Origin of the sequence: Fundicoccus ignavus (assembly GCF_009659375.1) — a bacterium.
Lineage (GTDB): Bacteria > Bacillota > Bacilli > Lactobacillales > Aerococcaceae > Fundicoccus > Fundicoccus ignavus.
The window spans coordinates 1-17,645 of record NZ_WJQT01000033.1 but is presented as its reverse complement, the minus strand read 5'-3'; the positions used below and the strand labels follow the sequence as shown (position 1 = coordinate 17,645).

13 protein-coding genes are annotated in these 17,645 nt (G+C 40.6%); 9 read left to right on the top strand and 4 right to left on the bottom strand.

Annotated elements, in window-relative coordinates:
- Positions 1-495 precede the first annotated feature (495 nt).
- Positions 496-2,484 carry a DUF2207 domain-containing protein gene (locus tag GF867_RS13105; protein ID WP_172974042.1) on the top strand — a complete coding sequence of 663 codons (1,989 nt, stop codon included), beginning with the start codon at positions 496-498 and terminating at the stop codon, positions 2,482-2,484.
- A gap of 519 nt (positions 2,485-3,003) precedes the next feature.
- On the opposite strand, the gene GF867_RS13100 is transcribed toward GF867_RS13105, so the two are convergent.
- Positions 3,004-3,624, bottom strand: a complete 621-nt coding sequence (locus GF867_RS13100; RefSeq protein WP_153833543.1) for a hypothetical protein — start codon at positions 3,622-3,624, stop codon at positions 3,004-3,006.
- Positions 3,625-3,830: 206 nt separating this feature from the next.
- On the opposite strand from GF867_RS13100, the gene GF867_RS13780 reads away from it, so the two are divergent.
- The 5 genes from GF867_RS13780 to GF867_RS13080 all read left to right on the top strand — a co-directional run bounded on the left by GF867_RS13780 (position 3,831) and on the right by GF867_RS13080 (position 10,539).
- A complete protein-coding gene (locus GF867_RS13780; protein ID WP_172974041.1) occupies positions 3,831-4,601 on the top strand; it encodes a hypothetical protein in 771 nt (256 codons plus the stop codon).
- Positions 4,585-5,517, top strand: a complete 933-nt coding sequence (locus GF867_RS13095) for a DUF2207 domain-containing protein (RefSeq protein ID WP_172974040.1) — start codon at positions 4,585-4,587, stop codon at positions 5,515-5,517. Before GF867_RS13780 ends, GF867_RS13095 begins: the two co-directional genes overlap by 17 nt.
- Before the next feature lie 18 nt (positions 5,518-5,535).
- Positions 5,536-7,470, top strand: coding sequence for a DUF2207 domain-containing protein (locus tag GF867_RS13090; protein ID WP_153833541.1), 1,935 nt, complete (start codon positions 5,536-5,538; stop codon positions 7,468-7,470).
- A gap of 216 nt (positions 7,471-7,686) precedes the next feature.
- Positions 7,687-8,538: an MBL fold metallo-hydrolase gene (locus tag GF867_RS13085; protein WP_153833540.1), complete on the top strand. Its 852-nt coding sequence runs from the start codon at positions 7,687-7,689 to the stop codon at positions 8,536-8,538.
- 720 nt (positions 8,539-9,258) lie between these two features.
- Complete coding sequence (locus tag GF867_RS13080) at positions 9,259-10,539, top strand: S1C family serine protease (RefSeq protein WP_153833539.1); 1,281 nt, start codon at positions 9,259-9,261, stop codon at positions 10,537-10,539.
- A gap of 920 nt (positions 10,540-11,459) precedes the next feature.
- On the opposite strand, the gene GF867_RS13075 is transcribed toward GF867_RS13080, so the two are convergent.
- Together GF867_RS13075 and GF867_RS13070 are read right to left on the bottom strand one after the other, a co-directional pair.
- The gene (locus tag GF867_RS13075; RefSeq protein WP_153833538.1) at positions 11,460-12,128 is read right to left on the bottom strand and encodes a potassium channel family protein; all 669 of its coding nucleotides are present in this window, start codon (positions 12,126-12,128) and stop codon (positions 11,460-11,462) included.
- A 21-nt stretch (positions 12,129-12,149) separates the two neighbouring features.
- Positions 12,150-13,544, bottom strand: coding sequence for a TrkH family potassium uptake protein (locus tag GF867_RS13070; RefSeq protein WP_172974039.1), 1,395 nt, complete (start codon positions 13,542-13,544; stop codon positions 12,150-12,152).
- A 105-nt stretch (positions 13,545-13,649) separates the two neighbouring features.
- Here GF867_RS13070 and rlmH point away from each other — a divergent pair, with 105 nt between their 5' ends.
- Complete coding sequence (gene rlmH, locus GF867_RS13065) at positions 13,650-14,129, top strand: 23S rRNA (pseudouridine(1915)-N(3))-methyltransferase RlmH (RefSeq protein ID WP_153833536.1); 480 nt, start codon at positions 13,650-13,652, stop codon at positions 14,127-14,129.
- 195 nt (positions 14,130-14,324) lie between these two features.
- On the opposite strand, the gene GF867_RS13060 is transcribed toward rlmH, so the two are convergent.
- Positions 14,325-15,263, bottom strand: coding sequence for an IS30 family transposase (locus GF867_RS13060; protein WP_153833535.1), 939 nt, complete (start codon positions 15,261-15,263; stop codon positions 14,325-14,327).
- Positions 15,264-15,492: 229 nt separating this feature from the next.
- On the opposite strand from GF867_RS13060, the gene GF867_RS13055 reads away from it, so the two are divergent.
- Both GF867_RS13055 and uxuA read left to right on the top strand, forming a co-directional pair.
- Positions 15,493-16,128 (top strand): bifunctional 4-hydroxy-2-oxoglutarate aldolase/2-dehydro-3-deoxy-phosphogluconate aldolase, encoded by a 636-nt coding sequence (locus GF867_RS13055; protein WP_153833534.1) that lies wholly within the window; start codon positions 15,493-15,495, stop codon positions 16,126-16,128.
- Between the two features lie 16 nt (positions 16,129-16,144).
- The gene (gene uxuA, locus GF867_RS13050; RefSeq protein ID WP_153833533.1) at positions 16,145-17,212 is read left to right on the top strand and encodes a mannonate dehydratase; all 1,068 of its coding nucleotides are present in this window, start codon (positions 16,145-16,147) and stop codon (positions 17,210-17,212) included.
- Positions 17,213-17,645: the final 433 nt, after the last annotated feature.

The window sequence follows — 17,645 nt, the reverse complement described above, 5'->3', positions numbered from 1 at the left end:
ATCCTCTAATACAATATTTGGGTCTTTAATTTCGAACAATTTTGCGATACTATGTATATATGCCAAGTGAATTCTCCTTTTGATGGTTGTGGTGACTATATTATAAAGGAAATCACTGGCTTTTTTTGTACAAAAAATTAAAAAGAGTGTCAGTGAGGATTTCCTCACCAACACTCAAAATTTTAGAACCACTATAAGAAAACACCGAAATAATCGCTTTTAATAAACATTCTAATTTAACAATAATTCGCTAAGAAATATGTGAACTGTCCTATGATTTACCCGTGAAATCTGATAGAATGAGTATACGATTTTTTTAGACAAGGGTATCCATTGATACCTTAAAGTTACCGCAGATGCGGTTTATATTGACAGATTATTTTATGAATAAGTCAATATATGAACATCATGAATCGTCCCTGCCGCTACAAAGCAAACAGGCAGGCCCATTATTTTGAAATATCGACCGTAAAAGAACCATACAAGGAGGAAGCCATGAAGCAACTACAGCGTTGGCTATTCGTTTTTAGTTTAATAATCGTTGTCTGTAGCACGTTCGTATTAACTGCTGCACATCAGACAACTAATGATGCCAATCAGCCGCGTACTGTACTGGCTCAGGCAGAAGAAGGTAAATTTGCGATTACCGCACAAGATATTCGAGCAGAAGTAGAAGCCAATGGCTCAGTCAGTTTCGTTGATACCTTTACTTACGACATCAAAGACCTCACAATGGCGGAATTTAAACTGGACCATGAGGGCTATGAAATCCGTAATTACCGTGTAGGTGTCCTCACTGAAGACAACACCGAAATCAACTACCTAACTGAGAATTACAGTACCCAGCCCAATACTTTCTCAGCTGAGAAAATTAGTACCGGCACAAGTTTTAAAGTTCACTACCCGGCTACGAATACGAATATTCAGTTGGTATTCGAGTATACACTCGAAGCGCTTGTGGCCAATTACAACGACACGGCCAACCTACTCTACAAGCTGACCAACGAAGCAAACCAACACACCTACAACCTCACTGCCAAAATACTACTCCCCACCATCGTGACGAATGCAGACAATTTCCAAGTCTGGCTGCACGGCACCCAACAAGGTGAAATATTTGAAACAGTAGAAAACAACCGCAGTATCGTTTATTTGAAGGTAGATAACGTTAACCCAACTCAAACATTAGAAGTGAATGCTATCTTCCCAGTTAGCCTAACGCCTAATAACCAAAATCTGATCGAAGAAGACCGAAAAGATCAAATCATTGCCGAAGAAACATCTTTAGTAGATGCTGAAATTGCAGCCTTCGAACAAAAACGCAACCGTCATTTAATGTTGTTAATGGCGAGTGTCGTTTTCGGTCCACTCAGCGTGCTTGCTGCTTTTGGCTACTATTTCTTAGCGCGCGAAAAGTTAAACCCGTATCGCACGCTTTTACCAACGCACACCAAAGAAATTCCTGATGCGACCATTACACCAGCTGTAATGGCTGTCTCAATGTTTCGTGCGAAGCCTACCGCTGACGACTTTACTGCAACCATTGTAGATCTAGCTCGCAAAGGTTTTATTGAACTCGAAGAAGTACGTAAAGAAAAACGAGGTGTCAGCGCAGACGGCGAAAGCTCAACCTTAAAAATTTCACTAGGTAAGCAACATGATGAGAATGACCATCCAGTCCTAGGGGCAACCGCGCCGCTACTCCTTCATGAACGCCAAGTGTTGAACTATATTAAAGCGGGTATTCAAGCAGAAGCAGAAGCTGCTAAACAAGATATCGCTCGCCAATTATTGTCAGACGGCGGAGTACATGTAGATTCTGTAACCTTAGAACAAATGGAAGAACGTACGAAAAAAGACAAAGAATACCGCAAGTCGCAACAAGTCTACTGGAAGAAATTTGTTGATTTCACCGAATTGAATGGATCGAAACATCGTGGTCGCAAACCGCGTGAAGCTGCATTTGCGCGTGGAGCCAATATTCTAGCACTGATTATTTCGAGTGTCATGGCTACTTTAGGTGTTCTCGTCGGTATTGAAGTCAACGTGACGAGTTTGTTAATTCTCGCCATTGTAGTTGGCATCCTGTCTTTAGGCGCTGCGATTTTCTTGATGATCTTACGCACACGACGTCCAATTCTAACAGCTGAACAAGACTTTAATTTACAAGCCTGGCAAGGCTTCGGTAACTTATTGGCAGACGCACGCAAGATAAACATGCGTGAAACTGCCAGCATTGAGAAGTGGGAAGCAACGATTCCTTATGCAATTTCACTGGGAGTTGCGAACCAAGTACTGGCTGCAATGCATGCAGAGTACAGTGAGGATGAGTTAGATACACTTAACTTGAAATCATCACTCTTAACGAACGGTTATCTGATAACGGGTGTCATGCAGAATTCGATTAGTCACACGTTAGCCGCGATTGATCCAGGTAGTAATGTTAATAATTATAGTAATACTAGTTTCCATGAAGAAACTTAACCATAGAAAAGTACCTCTCAAAATCGAGAGGTGCTTTTTTATTTGGGTTTATAAGTTTAGGGGTGATTTACCAAGTCTTGTACTTAGCTCAGCGATTTGGTGTAAATTAAAATGTTGAACTATTTATAGAAGAAAGCAAAAATTCTTAAGGGCTTGAACAGTAGACTAGATATAGTTAGAGGTGTGTTGTTAGCATTCTTGAGTTTAAATTTTTTGCTTGAATAAAAACGAAGAGCAAAAGGAGTGTCGGCCGGCTGGCCGACACGATTTAAACGTCTTATGGGTCTAATATAATCGTCGTGGCCTTTGGTCGCGACACTGCCTCGGTCTTTAATTAACTGTCTAACTTAAGAAGATGCCTTATTGAACGAATCTATTAGAAAAACCGGACGAGTTTGAGGTGTCTGTAAAAAACACGAGCCTTATTCACTTGAGTCTATTCAAATAATCTAGCCTGTTTATTAGTGTACAGATAATATATCTATCTTATTCCACGCTGTCTATATTTTATGCAGCCGTCTAAATTACTGTCCATTCAATAAAGGCCATTTTAGGTCTTTGATTATCGGCAAGAAAGAGAGCTAATCTAGTCGAAAGTCTCTGATTATCGGCTAGAAAGAGAGCTAATCTAGTCGAAAGTGTCTGAGCATCGGCTAGAAAGAGAGCTAATCTAGTCGAAGGTTTTCGAGTATCGGCTAGAAAGAGGGCTAATCTAGTCGAAAGTCTCTGATTATCGGCTAGAAAGAGAGCTAATCTAGTCGAAAGTCCCTGAGAATCGGCTAGAAAGAGAGCTAATCTAGCCGAAGGTTTTCGAGTATCGGCCAGAAAACTATCTAATCTAGTCGAAAGTCTCTGAGCATCGGCTAGAAAGAGAGCTAATCTAGTCGAAAGTCTCTGATTATCGGCTAGAAAGAGAGCTAATCTAGTCGAAAGTCTCCAAGTATCGGCTAGAAAACTATCTAATCTAGTCGAAAGTCTCCAAGTATCGGCTAGAAAACTATCTAATCTAGCCGAAGGTCTCTGAGCATCGGCTAGAAAATCGTCTAATCTAGCCAAAAGTCTCTGAGCATCGGCTAGAAAACTATCTAATCTAGTCGAAAGTCTCCAAGTATCGGCTAGATACCGGTCTAATCTAGCCAAAAGTCCCCGGCCATCGGCTAGATTAAACTAAATATTAAAAGATTCTCAAACTAAGTATAAACAGAAGCTTTGCTGTCGTAGGCATCACTTTGAATTTATTGCTTAAATAATCAGGTAACCTATTTAGGAAAGTATTTTGAGAAGTATTTAGATTAGTATTGTGGCTAAGGTGTCTTTAGTGTTAAAAAACACTTAAAATTGGTAAAATGGTAGTACGAAAGTGTGGTGATGATGTGGAACGCAATGAAAAAATTGTGACGAGTATTGTGGCGAGTGTCATGATGGTGACGACAGCGCAAGTGCTGGGGGCGCTCGACTTGGCTTATTTAGTCGACGAACAAGCATTGGATATTCAGCTGCAGACGGATGGCAGCGCGCTTGTTGCGGAACGCATTCGTTATAGCTCCTTTCACGCAAGTAACTTTCAACATCGCATTAGCCTCTTGGATTATGAGATAAGCGACTTAACGGTGAGTCTGTATGAGCCGACGCAACAAGCTTTCGTGGAAATTCCACAGCTATCAGATGAGCTGCATTCACACATAGCAACGTATTACCGCCTGGAAATAATTGCAGACGAAGTGGCGCAGATTCAGCTTTATAATGCGAGCGATGAGAGGCATTTGACCTTTCAATTTACTTATCGAATCGATAACTTGGTGGCGACACGTCATCCTGAAACAACAGAACTGATAATGTTTGATTGTCAAGAAGGCTTGTTATTGCTGGGCGCCGATATTACCGGACGAGTGCAATTTCCTCGAGCATTGCCACAGCTGAACCAACAACATCAACTTAAAGTCGACTGGCATTCAGTCGCACAAGCAACCTACTGGAAATTGAATTCGCAACAAGATGCCCTTCGGTTTGCTTTACCGGCTCACGCTCAGACAACTTATTCGGCCTTACAGATTAGCTTACCCAACGCTGTGTTCGACACTCACGAAAAGGAGGACAACGATGAAACGACTAATTAATTTTGCGCTGATACTCATTGCGCTCCTACCAATCCCACGAGCCAACGCGCTCAGTCTTGCTTACATTGTCTTCAACCAGCAATTAACCATCGAACTGGCAACCGACGGCAGCGCACAAATCGAGGATCAAATCACATACGGTGGCCCGAGCAGCTTCACCGTCTTTTACCAGACACCACAAGCACTCGACCTCGAAATTGCAGTACTTGATGAAACGACCAACACCACAACCCCATTGTCAAAATACGACTCAACGTCAGATCGCGACTTAAATCTCTACGAATATCAGGTGACGGAAGAAGAGGGCGGGACGAAAATTGAATTAGTTTTGGGAGAATTTGAAGAGTCGGTAACGCTTGTTTATAACTACCGCCAAGAAAATTTTGTGACTAATCATGATGATGTGGCGGTCCTTCAACCTTTGAAAGGTGCGCAAGGGCTTATCCAGCAATATACTGATGCGACCATTCGCCTTGTTCTGCCAGGTGGTTTAGACTTGGAAACTGAACAGGAAAAGATTGAATCTGAAAATGTGCCGACATCTTCAACAAGCTCATCCAGTTTAGACTCAGACACGTTGGATGACGACAAACCGGCTGTGCAGCCAGCGGTTGAGCCTAAGCCAGAAGTAACCGAGCCAGCACATTTTACAGAACGATTACCAGGCGGTATTTATGTCTGGTTGTTTTATGCGGAAGGGAATCAAGTAACGGTGGAGTCAGATGAAACGAACACAATTATCGAGATTAGCTTGCCAGATATTGGCTTGTCAGAACCGATTGAGGTACAAGTTGCTGTTTCGGTCGAACGCTTTCCGGATAACGCACAAGTGGTGGAGGGGAATATTCTGGCAGAGATAGTAGCAGTAAATAGCCAGCGGATGTTGGACGAAGAACCGTATGAGGATATATGGTAGAGAGGAAAGGTGGTTTGTATGAAAAAATTTAGGCGAGTTTGGGGGCTATTGGCGGCTCTGTGGCTGATTGTGTTGTTGCCAATGGGCGTGGCAAGTGCTCAAGATGTTTCCTTTGATATTACCGAGCAAGATATTGTAGCCGATATTCAGTCGAATGGTAATGTTAAGTTTACTGATATTCAGACTTATGACATTGATTTTATGAATGGGGCAGAGTTTAAATTAGATTATTCAGGTTATGAGTTAGTGGATTATAGGGTAGGAATTCTGGAAGATGATGGCGATGTGCGTTTCTTCGAGGAAAGTAGCTCGACGGCCCAAGGAACTTTTAGTGTTAGGGATTCTTCGGCATCCGGTATCATGACGTTCCGAGTATATAATCGTGCATCGGATGAGACGGTGAAGTTTTACTATGAATACGAACTTGAGGCTTTAGTTACGAATTATGCGGATACTGCGGATTTAAACCGTCGCTTCGGAACCAATGATTCCACAACAGACGTCTCGGTGACGATATTGTTACCAGGCCTAGTAGAAAATCCAGATGATTTCCGTGCTTGGGGTTATGGAGCGCCGCAAGGTGAAATATCTTTAGGCGAAGAAGATGGTCGAAGTGCCGTGTTCGCGACCGTACCGAATCGTACGTCGTCACAGTTTACCGAAGTACAGACAATTTTCCCCTTATCGATGACACCAGACAATCCAAATGTGGAAAACGTTGAGATGAAACAAGAAATTATTGATCGAAGTGAAGCGCAAGTGCAAGCAGACTTGAAAGCTCTTGAGAAAGACAAAGGCAAAAATCGTCTATATCTGATTTTAGGAATGGTGTTCCCGCCGATTCTTGTCTTGTTAGCGACTCGCTTCTACTTCTCAACGCGTCGTAAATTAAATCCCAATCCGGTTCAATTACCAGAATATATCTATGAATTGCCGGAAGATATTACACCAGCCTTGATGGCCACGGCTTACTACCGTAGCTACCCAACAACGGACGATTTTTCTGCTACGATGATGGATTTGGCTCGCAAAGGCTATATTAGTTTGCAGGAAGTCGAAAAAGAAAAACGCAAGTTGTTGGATATTGGGGGAGAGAAGACGACTGTCTTGATTAAACGTGAAGTGACCGCAGAGAACGGTCCCTTACTAGAGGATCTCTTGTATCATGAAAAACGTGCTTATGAGTATATTTTACCGCCAGGTGAAAATGAAATTACTTTGGAAGAGTTACAAGATAGAACCAAGAAAGATAAAGCTTTCCAAAAGAAACAATACTCGAAATGGCAACAATTTATGAATGATGCGCATATCGAAGGACCCAAACTGTCAGATTCTGCTTTTCTGAAGCGTCGTGAATCGATGTTTTATGCGATTTTCACGATGAGTGTCCCATTTTTTATTACAATCGTTCTCGTTATCTTAACAGTCAATGAGTCCCTAAGTTGGAACGTGCTGAAACAGATGCCGACCTTACTGTGGGCTTATGGTATTGTGGCCGGTGCGACTTACATCTGGGGCATTGTACTTGTGATCTTAAATTCAACTAGACCGATTCGTTCAGCTAAAGAAGATACCCAACGTCAAATGTGGGACGGTTTTAAAAATATGTTAGATGATATTGGAAACTTTAACATGCGTGAAATTGCGTCCTTACCTTTGTGGGAAGCGTATCTAGTTTACGCGATTGCGCTAGGTGTGGCCGACAAAGTGACCAAGGCGATGGAAATGGAATTTAGCCAAGCTGAATTGGAAACTGGTAGTCTGGGACGTGGTTTCTACCACAATCCTTATATCATGACCTCTATGATGCGCAACTCGGTTCAATCATCTGTTGCGAGCGCAACACCATCAGAATCAGGGCATAGTGGCTCGAACTCAGGTGGTTTCGGTGGTGGCTTCTCGGGTGGTTCATCAGGTGGATCTGGTGGCGGTACAAGTTCAGGTGGTTTCTAATTCGACCAAAATCAAACAAAGCCCTCCTAGTAATAAGTTACTGGTGAGGGCTTTTAAAATTTTAAGAAAACTTACAGCGATTGTTTAATGGGCGATGAGGCTTATTCTGACGGTGTTTGTTAGTGTTTTGGAATGGGGAGTGAACTTGTCATCCGTCGTGCAACGTGTTATGTTATGGGTACTGTTTACAAGAATATTTAATTAGAGAGTGATCGCATGCAAGTTAAAACAATTGAGACTATCCAAATTCAACAACCTAATCTTATCCAAACGGATCAGTTAGGCTTTTCAATTCTGGCCAGCGGAAGTAGCGGCAACTGTACCTATATTGAAACGAGCCAACAGAAAATCCTTGTGGATGCCGGTTTCAGCGGCAAAAAAGTCGAAGGCCTACTTGCACAAATTGATCGCAAGATGGACGAAATCGACGCAATTTTCGTGACCCATGAGCACAGCGACCACATTCAAGGTGTCGGCGTTCTGTCGCGCAAATACAATTTACCTGTGTATGCCAACCAAAAAACATGGCTTGCCATGGATAAAAATATTGGTATCGTCAAAGATGAAAACCGTCGTTACATCGAAGCGGATCATATGTTGACCTTAGGTGATTTAGATATTATGCCTTACAATGTGAGCCATGATGCGATATCTCCGCAGTTTTATGCCTTCCAGAAAGGACAAAAGCAATTCGTGATGTTAACTGATACGGGCTACGTGAGTGATAAGTTGAGACAACTTTTGGTTAATGCGGATGCCTACCTGATTGAAAGCAACCACGAAATCGAAATGTTGCGCTACGGACAATACCCGTGGTCATTGAAACAACGCATTCTGAGCGACAAAGGTCACCTTTCAAACGAAGACGGCGCCTTTGCGATGTTAGACATGATTGGCGAAAGCACACGTGATGTTTACTTAGGCCACTTGAGTCGCGACAACAACACGAAACAACTAGCCATGAGTGCCATGGAAGACATCCTCAGCCAAAACGACATTGATATCCAGAATACGATTAAACTTCATATGACCGATCCAGAAATTGCCTGTCCAATTCGATTGATCTAGCTAGAAATTGAGCCACCAGTGAAAGCTGGTGGTTTTTTGCATAATATAAGGTTTTATAAGTTTCATGTTGATTTAGCAAGCTTTGTACTGCGCTCAGCTTATTGTTATCCAAGGCGATGGTCGCTTTCAAAGACTCTTGGTTGTGAGGGCTTTGAAAGCTCAATCGGATAGACTCTAACTAATTCGCTACGCTCAAAGTCAGAGCAAGCTACGCCGATTGCCCTTTGTACCGCTATGGAAAACAATTCGCTGATCTACGTTAAGTATGCCAACAATAGTAAAGCTGCTAACCGAAATTTAAAGTCCTTGGATTCGTACAAAATTTTCTGATTCGAATCGTGTTCGACTTTTGAAAACTGAGACATGATTCTGTGCTGATTAACTGTGTTCATCCATTTGATTTTTCCAAGGCGGTGGCCGCTTTCAAAGCCTCCCAGTGAACGGCCATTAAACACCCAAAACCAAAGGTGTCGTTCGCATAGCTTCACGACGATTTAAAAGCCCACCAAAAGGAATGCCGACTGAGTCAGTCGGTAAAAAGTCAATTCTATCAGGTAACGATTGAGAATTATATTTTGAGATGGTGTTCTAACAAAATCTTCATAATTATGGGAGAAGCGCATAATTTTTATAAAAAATTCACCAAGTAAAATTCACATTTCGTTCAAAATTCGATGATATACTAAACATATCGACAATATAATGAAAGGAAGTAATTGAATGATGAATGATGAACAACGCGCTAAATTTGTAAATGAAACACCTCGCAAGCAGACGCCCAGCTTTTGGAAAGGTGTATTCGGTGGTATTGTAGGTAGTTTCTTGGTAATGTCACTGGTAATGTTTGCTTTTTTAGGCGGTAATGGTAAATTACTGACGGGCTACATGCAAGAAGAGACGTCAGCTGAAGTCCAATTAAGTGACTTTGAGAGTACGATTATTAATGCTGTCAATAAAACACAAGACGGTGTAGTTTCAGTAGGGAATATGCAAGCGGTGATGACACAATCATCGAATCCATTTGAAAGCATGTATGGGGCGCAATATGGAATTGAATTACCAGGTCAAGATGAAGAAGAAAGTAATCTAACCATGGTATCTCAAGGATCAGGTGTTATTTATAAAGTGGATGGCGATACAGCTTATGTTGTCACAAACCACCATGTAGTTGATGGAGCTCAAGGACTTGAAATTCGTTTAACTGACGGTACAACGGTTGAAGGTACACTCGTTGGTTCAGATGAATTGAGTGACTTAGCGGTTATCACAATCGATGCTACTGACGTATCAACGGTCGTAGAATTTGCGGATTCTGAACAAATTCAAGTAGGTAGTCTCGCAATTGCGATTGGTTCGCCTTTAAGTAGTGATTTCGCAACCTCAGTTACACAAGGGATTGTTTCGGGTTTAAATCGTTCAGTTGCGGTTGACTTAGATGGTGACTCAGTTGAAGATTGGAATATGACTTTGTTACAAACTGATGCGGCCATTAACCCAGGTAACTCAGGTGGGGCTTTAATCAACTCTTCAGGTAAATTAATTGGAATTAACTCAAGTAAATTTGCAGCCACTGGTGTAGAAGGAATGGGCTTCTCAATCCCATCGAATGATGTGAAACAAATTGTGGCACAATTAGAAGCTAACGGTGAAGTGATTCGTCCAGTATTAGGTGTTGGTACCTATGATGTGAGCGTCTTAACAGAGAACTCACGTGTGAATATCTTGAAATTAGATCCTGAAATGCAAGACGGTGCTGTGATTGTTGAAATCTCTCCAGACTCAGCTGCCGCAAGCTCAGATTTACAAGAGTATGATGTGATTACAGCGATTAATGGTGAAGCAGTTACAAGTAATACAGACTTACGTCAACAACTTTACCAATATCAAATTGGGGATGAAATTGAAGTAACGGTATTGCGTGAAGGTCAAGAAGTAATCGTTCCAGTCACTTTGACTGAAGTTGCTGAAACAAACCAACCGCTGGAAATCATCGGCGAATAGACTAAATAAATGGACCAAGCTTTCTATTATTATGGAAGCTTGGTTTTTTCATAGTATAAGGGTTTATAAGTTTTTGTTGATTTATTAAGCTATATACTACGTTCAGCTGATTGTTTTCCAAGGCGGAGGTCGCTTTCAAAGCCTCACTGACGTTCGTGCTTTTCCAGCTCAATCGGCTAGGGTGTGTCTAATTCGCTGCGCTCAAAGGCACACCAAGCTACGCTGATTGCCCTTTGTACCGCTATGGAAAACAATTAGCTGATCTACGTTAAATATTCCAACAATAGTAAAACGATATAATCAAATTATGCTGCTAAACAGAATTTAAAATCCTTGGACTTGTCCGAGGTTTTCTTATAATATAAGGGTTTATAAGTTTAAGATTGATTTAATAACCTTTGTACTTCACTCATCTTATTGTTTTCCAAAGGGGTGGTCGCTTTCAAAGTCTCACTGAAGTTCGTGCTTTTCTAGCTCAATAGGTTTCGAATACGGACAATTCTTCTCTAAGTTGTTAACAGGTTTCCACATCCTAAGCGAATTTTTCGTGATGAAAGCATGAGTTATTCACATTTTCATGACTTATCAACAGAAACCCTGTTCAAAACTGTGCATAACTGACTATAAAACTGGGTACAACTCACTCTTTTTTGTCTTTTTAAACTTACCACTAAAAATGTAAACGATTTCTGTTTAAAAAATACAAAACAGTCGTCAAAAACTACACACTTGTGCACAGAATCTGGGGATATCCACAGAGTTATGCACAGAATGCGAAAACCATTTCCAGAATATGGCCTGAAAACGTTTAGGACACACCGAACTTATCCACATTTATGCCTCAAAAGCGTAGATTTACAATCAATCCCAATAAAAAACAGCTACCCTATCCACAGATAGAATAACTGTCCATAAAATATTTATTTAAAATGACCTAAATAGTCAGAAGCTTCGAAGACATGTGAAGCGGCCATTGCGACTAGAATCGTATCGGCCATTAAGGGCTTATCGATTTCTAGAGGTGTTAAAGGCTCGCCACGTTCTTCGCGCATCCCCAACAGGTTCAAGTCGAATTTACGTCGTAAATCCAAGCTAATCAAGGTTTGACCCACCCATTTATCAGGGGTTTCAAACTCAATAATCGATGTATCATCGTCTAAGCGTAGTACTTCATCGATGTTGTTTCTTAGTATTTTGGAAGCGAGACGCATACCTGAATCGCGCTCAGGTGCGACAACCGCATCAACGCCCACTTCATATAGAACTTCTTCATAAGTCATGCTCCGGGCTTTGGCGATAATTTGTTGAATGCCTAATTTCTTACTGTGCATAACCGCTAGAACTGAACTTTCCAAGTTCGTCCCAGTCGCAACGACGACAATGTCACAGTTGCCTAAGCCAACACTTTTCAACAAATCTAAATCAGTAAAATCACCAATCGCCGCATAGGTGACTTCATCCGAGACAGCATCAACGTTAGTAGCATCACTATCAATCGCAATCACATCGCAACCATAGCGACTTAATTCTCGAGCAACCGTTCGGCCAAATACGCCTAAACCTAATACGCCCACTGTTTTATTATTCATACTTAAATCCTCTCTTATCAACTAGCCGATTAATACTTCAGCTGAAGCATAATGAATATTTGGACTCTTGCGTTGTAGAACAGCCAACAACAAAGTAATGGGTCCTACACGGCCCGCAATCGTTAAAATCATGATGACAATTCGACCGAAAAGGTTCAAATTCTCTGTTACATTTAAGGAGACACCTAAGGTCCCTAAAGCACTCATCGTCTCAAATAATAAATCTAAAGAATCCAAATGTGGATGTGTCAACAATAGACTTCCGTAACCAATGGATGCAATCACCACAAAGAATAGGGCAATCATCACTGCTTGACGTACTAAACTAGATGGAAAGACACGACGATTATAGACGACTTCCGAATAGCTCTTCAATTCCGAGCGGAGCAAGAAATACAGAATCGCAACGGTTGTCACTTTAATTCCTCCGGCGGTTCCTCCCGGGGCTCCCCCGATGATTGTTAGAATCATATAAACAAACTTAGTAAAAGGCTGAGTATCTTGATAGTGGAAGGTCGCATAACCAGCTGTTCGTGTACTAGCTGATTTAAAGAAACTAGCGAGTACTTGGACACCAAATCTCTCGTTACCAATTGTCGCAGGATTCGATCGTTCTGCTAACCATATTAACACTGTCCCAGCTACTAATAAGAATGCTGTTGCCTGTAACACTAAATGTGTATGTGTACTTAATTTACGAAAAGCTAGTTTAAAGTTACGCGGACGCTGTGCTAAATAACGGTTCATTCGTTCACGTAATTCGAACCAAACGGAGAAACCTAAACCACCCGCAATAATTAAAGCAGCCAGAGTAATCAGAATTAATGGATTACGTGCAAAAGCCTCCATATCATTTACCCCAACATTATCTAATCCTGAATTGGTAAAAGCGGCTACTGATAAGAAGAAAGCATTAAAAGCACCTTTAAAAAATCCGTAACGCGGCCAGAAGTCAATCATAATGACCGCAGCAGCTGCTAACTCAAAGTAGAGCGTAAAGCGGTAGATTGAGAATAAGAAACTTAGAAAGTTCGCATTTGTATCACGGTTTAACGCCGCCTGCAAGATATATTGATCCTTCAACGGAATCTTACGATGCAAATAATAAAGACCCGTGTTGATAATCGTAATGACCCCAAGTCCCCCAATTTGAATCATAAACAGGGCCACAATTTGCCCCCAAATATTATATGTTTCGCCAATCGGCAAAGCTGCCATCCCAGACACACAAACCAATGAAACAGCCGTCAACAAATGGTCAAAATATGAGGCATCAACCCCTTCGTGTTGCATCATCGGCAAAGCTAAAATAAAGCTGCCGGCAAAGGCAAATAGAATAAAACTCAGTACTAACTGAAAAGACGTCGACCAATTGCTTGGTTTTAAAAACTCCAGCAAGCCACCACCCCATTTCACAATAATAATCCAATTCAAAAGTTAAACATAATATACAATATAATAATAATACAAAAGATTCCAACAAAGTGCTATGATTAAACAGAAAAGCAAGGAGGACACCAGATGAATATTGAAATTATCAGTGTTGGCAAATTAAAAGAGAAATACTTAAAACAAGGCATCGCAGAATATCTGAAACGCCTAGGCGCCTATGCAAGCGTGAGTGTAATAGAAGTGGCAGATGAACCGACAGGGGACAATATGTCCGAAACTGAAATTGAACAAGTGCTTGCCAAAGAAGCTGAGCGAATTAATGCCAGATTAGCACCCGGCCGTAAAGTGATCGTCTTAGCCATTGAAGGCAAGATTATCAGCTCCGAAGAGTTAGCCGCTCAACTAGACCAATATGCGACGTATGGTGATAGTAAAGTAACCTTTATCATTGGAGGTTCACTAGGCTTGGCTACTGAATTAAAAAAACGTGCAGACTTATCGATCAGCTTTGGTCGCATTACACTACCACACCAATTGATGCGTCTTGTCTTAGTTGAACAGATTTATCGTGCCTTTCGAATTAATTCGGGGCATGCGTACCATAAATGATGATAAAAATTACATCTGTTCGGTAGATGATAGTGCTTACTCAATGCCTCTCTACCCTCTAAAATCATCGGGGTTTCGGGGGATTACTAGATAGTCCTTAGTTGAAGTGAGTTCGAGCAAGTAGATAGGAAAATCCAAATCGATCATTAATTTAATCGTTGAATTGCAATAATTATTGCGACAAATAATTTATCTTTATTCAATTAACAAGAGTTCGTGTAAAAATACTTCCAAGGGTGTTCGGTAATCTAGACATTTCCTAGGTCGATTATTCATTAACCACAAGGCTTGGAAGAGTTCTCGGTGCGTCACTTTAGCGAGGTCTGTTTTCTTAGGAAAGAACTCACGTAGTAAACCGTTCGCGTTCTCATTGGTTCCTCTTTGCCAAGCGCTATAAGCATCGGCAAAGTAAAAATCAATCCCTGCTGCTTCGACCTCAGCGTAACAAGCAAATTCTTTCCCGCGATCTGAGGTGAAGGTCTTTAAAGCCTCTTTTGGTAAGCTTTCTCTCAGTTCTTCAATCGCAGTATGCATGGAAACTTTAGAGCGATTTGGCATAGGTAAAGCGATATATAAACGGCTTTTTCTTTCTGCAAAGCTCGCTAAACAGCCTTTACTCTGGCCTCGAGAAGAAACCACCGTGTCCAGTTCCCAATGCCCGAACTCTTGTCTATTCTTTACTGATTTGGGCCGTTTCGAAATGGGCGTACCGATATTAAACTTGCCTCGCGTTTCTTGAGGTTGACGACTTTTTCCTTTGTGTCTTAAAACATCTAAGGATACCTTTAAGATTCCTTGGTAAATCCAGTTATAAATAGATTTAAAGGAAAGTTTCCCCTCATAATCTCGTCCAATAATTTGTTCCGGTGACCAAGTGCGTTCCAATTTATCTTGAATATCTTCAAGAAGCTTGGATGTATGTTTTGGCTTTCTCCCCTTATGACGTGCACGTTGATTGGCAGCTTCTTGAGTATCCTGGGCTTTATATTGTTCTGTGGGACACCGCTTAAGTTCTCGATAAATCGTTGATCGATGGCGACCGATTAATTGGGCGATGTGATTAATTTTATAGCCTTCTTGGTAGAGTATCTCTATTTTTGAACGTTCTTCTATGGTAAGATGTGCGTAGCTCATAACAGACCTCCGTGTGTATGTTTTTGTCGTTACTAACATCTTACACGAACCTGTTATGGGTTTCTTTGTTTGTCGCACTTAATTTTACAATTCATCCTTAAGGATTGGCTCTGATACGGCTAATAAAACACTAGCATTTATGCTATAATTCAATAAGAAATATTTATTCTGCGGTGAGTTCGCCTAATCGTAGTATAAATACTATTAGAATAAGAAGGGATTGATTTAATTGGCAAAAACAAAAGAAGAGTTATTGAAACAATTAGAACAAGAACAATTATTACCTTTATATACAGCGACAGACTTAGATATCTTACCCGTGGTTGAGGAAGTTTTAACAAGCAATGGTTTAAACTTCATCGAGGTAACTTATCGTAGTGATTTAGCCTCAGCAGCTATTAAGCAATTATCGCAATCCGGCAAATTAATTGTAGGTGCAGGAACAGTTAGAGACCTAGCAACTGCTAAAGATGCGATTGAAAATGGAGCAACTTTCATTGTTACTCCAGGCTTCTCTCCAGAAGTAGTGGACTATTGTAATGAAAATGATGTATTAGTAGTACCTGGTACTGTAACACCTTCAGAAATTATCCAAGCTATGGACAAAGGAATTTCAACAGTTAAATTCTTCCCAGCAGATGTTTATGGTGGCTTAAAAGCTATTAAAGCATTGAGTGGTCCTTTCTTCGATATTAAATTTGTTCCAACCGGTGGCGTGAATTTAGATAACTGTAAAGAATTCTTATCGAATGATGCTATAGCCGCAGTAGGGGGTTCTTTCATTATTTCTGAGAAATTAGTTCAAGAAGATAATGGTGTATCTGCAGACAAAAATATTAAAGAAATTTTGGAGAAAATTAAATAATAACGAGGTGAAAGGAATGAAGTGGACTTTTAGATGGTATGGTAGCGATGATCCAGTAACCCTAGATAATATTCGTCAAATACCTAATATGTACGGGGTAGTAGGGACCTTAACCCATAAATTACCTGGTGATGTATGGGAAATCCATGAAATCGAAGCGTTAAAGAAAGAAGTCGAAGCCAAAGGTTTAACCTTAGCAGGGATTGAAAGTGTATCTGTTCATGATTCTATCAAAGCGGGAACAGCTGACCGAGATAAATATATTGAAAACTACAAGCAAACCATCCGAAATTTAGGGGCTTGTGATGTGAAGGTAATTTGTTATAGTTTCAAGCCAATTTTCGGTTGGGCTAAGACAAACCTTAACTATGAACTAGCCGACGGATCTCATACTTTAGAGTATGATGATGCGGTGGTTCAACAAATTGAACCTAAACAAATGTATGGTTTAATCAAGGGACAAACTTCAGGCTTTGAATTATCTGGTTGGGAACCTGAACGTCTAGAGAAATTTCATGAATTAGAAGCTATGTACGAGGGCTTAACTGAAGAAGGGCTCTTCCAAAACTTTAAATATTTCTTGGAAGCTATTATTCCAGTTTGTGAGGAAGCTGATGTTAAGATGGCGGTTCATCCTGATGATCCTCCTTTCAATATGTTTGAATACCCACGTATTACGAAAAATAAGGAAGATATCTTACGCATTGTGAATGCTGTAGATTCTCCATATAATGGGGTTACATTCTGTACAGGTTCTTATGGTGCTAATCCTGAAAACGACCTGGTTGACATGATTCATGCCTTAAAAGGTAAAATCAATTTTGTTCACTTCCGTAATGTGAAAATTTTAGGCCACAGACATTTCTTAGAATCTGCCCACTTAAGTAGTGAGGGTTCCTTAGATATGTATGCGATTATGGAAGCCTTAGTTGAAACAGGTTTTGATGGATTGGTTCGTCCAGACCATGGCCGAGCTATCTGGGACGAAGTTGCTCGCCCAGGTTACGGACTGTATGACCGCGCTCTTGGCCTATCTTACTTGCAAGGTTTAGAAGAAGCTGCGGTTAAGAATAGCAAGAAGTAAAATTTACTTTTTTGGAACATTTGGTAAATAACTCGCTTTTATAAGCAATCCTATTAATGAACGAGCAAATTTAATTATGGCGAACCGCTTTTCAAAGCACCAAGCCGTAATTAAATGGTTCTATAATTTTTAGTGTTGGTAAATATAAAAAATAGGATAGTGTAAAAGGAATTCTCGATAAAGCTCTAAGAAGAGTAATAATGAGGTTCTTTTCCTACTTTTAGTCAAGTACTATTTAGAGAGACATTAGTAGAATGATAGGCATGCCAAATAATCCTTCAAAAGACTACTTTTTTTTGAAGAAAATTGGTACAATTTAATTAATCATAGAGAATCTACTGATTATTTTGGTGAGAGATCATAATCATATAGTTTCCCATGTAGTACTAAATAGTGAATGGATTTTAGAAATCGGTCCATACATCCAATCAGA

Excerpts from the sequence above, each read along its gene's own strand:
- GF867_RS13780 (WP_172974041.1), top strand. The coding sequence starts at position 3,831 with ATGGTAGTACGAAAGTGTGGTGATGATGTGGAACGCAATGAAAAAATT.
- uxuA (WP_153833533.1), top strand. The coding sequence starts at position 16,145 with ATGAAGTGGACTTTTAGATGGTATGGTAGCGATGATCCAGTAACCCTA.
- GF867_RS13085 (WP_153833540.1), top strand. The coding sequence starts at position 7,687 with ATGCAAGTTAAAACAATTGAGACTATCCAAATTCAACAACCTAATCTT.
- rlmH (WP_153833536.1), top strand. The coding sequence starts at position 13,650 with ATGAATATTGAAATTATCAGTGTTGGCAAATTAAAAGAGAAATACTTA.
- GF867_RS13090 (WP_153833541.1), top strand. The coding sequence starts at position 5,536 with ATGAAAAAATTTAGGCGAGTTTGGGGGCTATTGGCGGCTCTGTGGCTG.
- GF867_RS13080 (WP_153833539.1), top strand. The coding sequence starts at position 9,259 with ATGATGAATGATGAACAACGCGCTAAATTTGTAAATGAAACACCTCGC.
- GF867_RS13105 (WP_172974042.1), top strand. The coding sequence starts at position 496 with ATGAAGCAACTACAGCGTTGGCTATTCGTTTTTAGTTTAATAATCGTT.
- GF867_RS13095 (WP_172974040.1), top strand. The coding sequence starts at position 4,585 with ATGAAACGACTAATTAATTTTGCGCTGATACTCATTGCGCTCCTACCA.
- GF867_RS13075 (WP_153833538.1), bottom strand. The coding sequence starts at position 12,128 with ATGAATAATAAAACAGTGGGCGTATTAGGTTTAGGCGTATTTGGCCGA.
- GF867_RS13060 (WP_153833535.1), bottom strand. The coding sequence starts at position 15,263 with ATGAGCTACGCACATCTTACCATAGAAGAACGTTCAAAAATAGAGATA.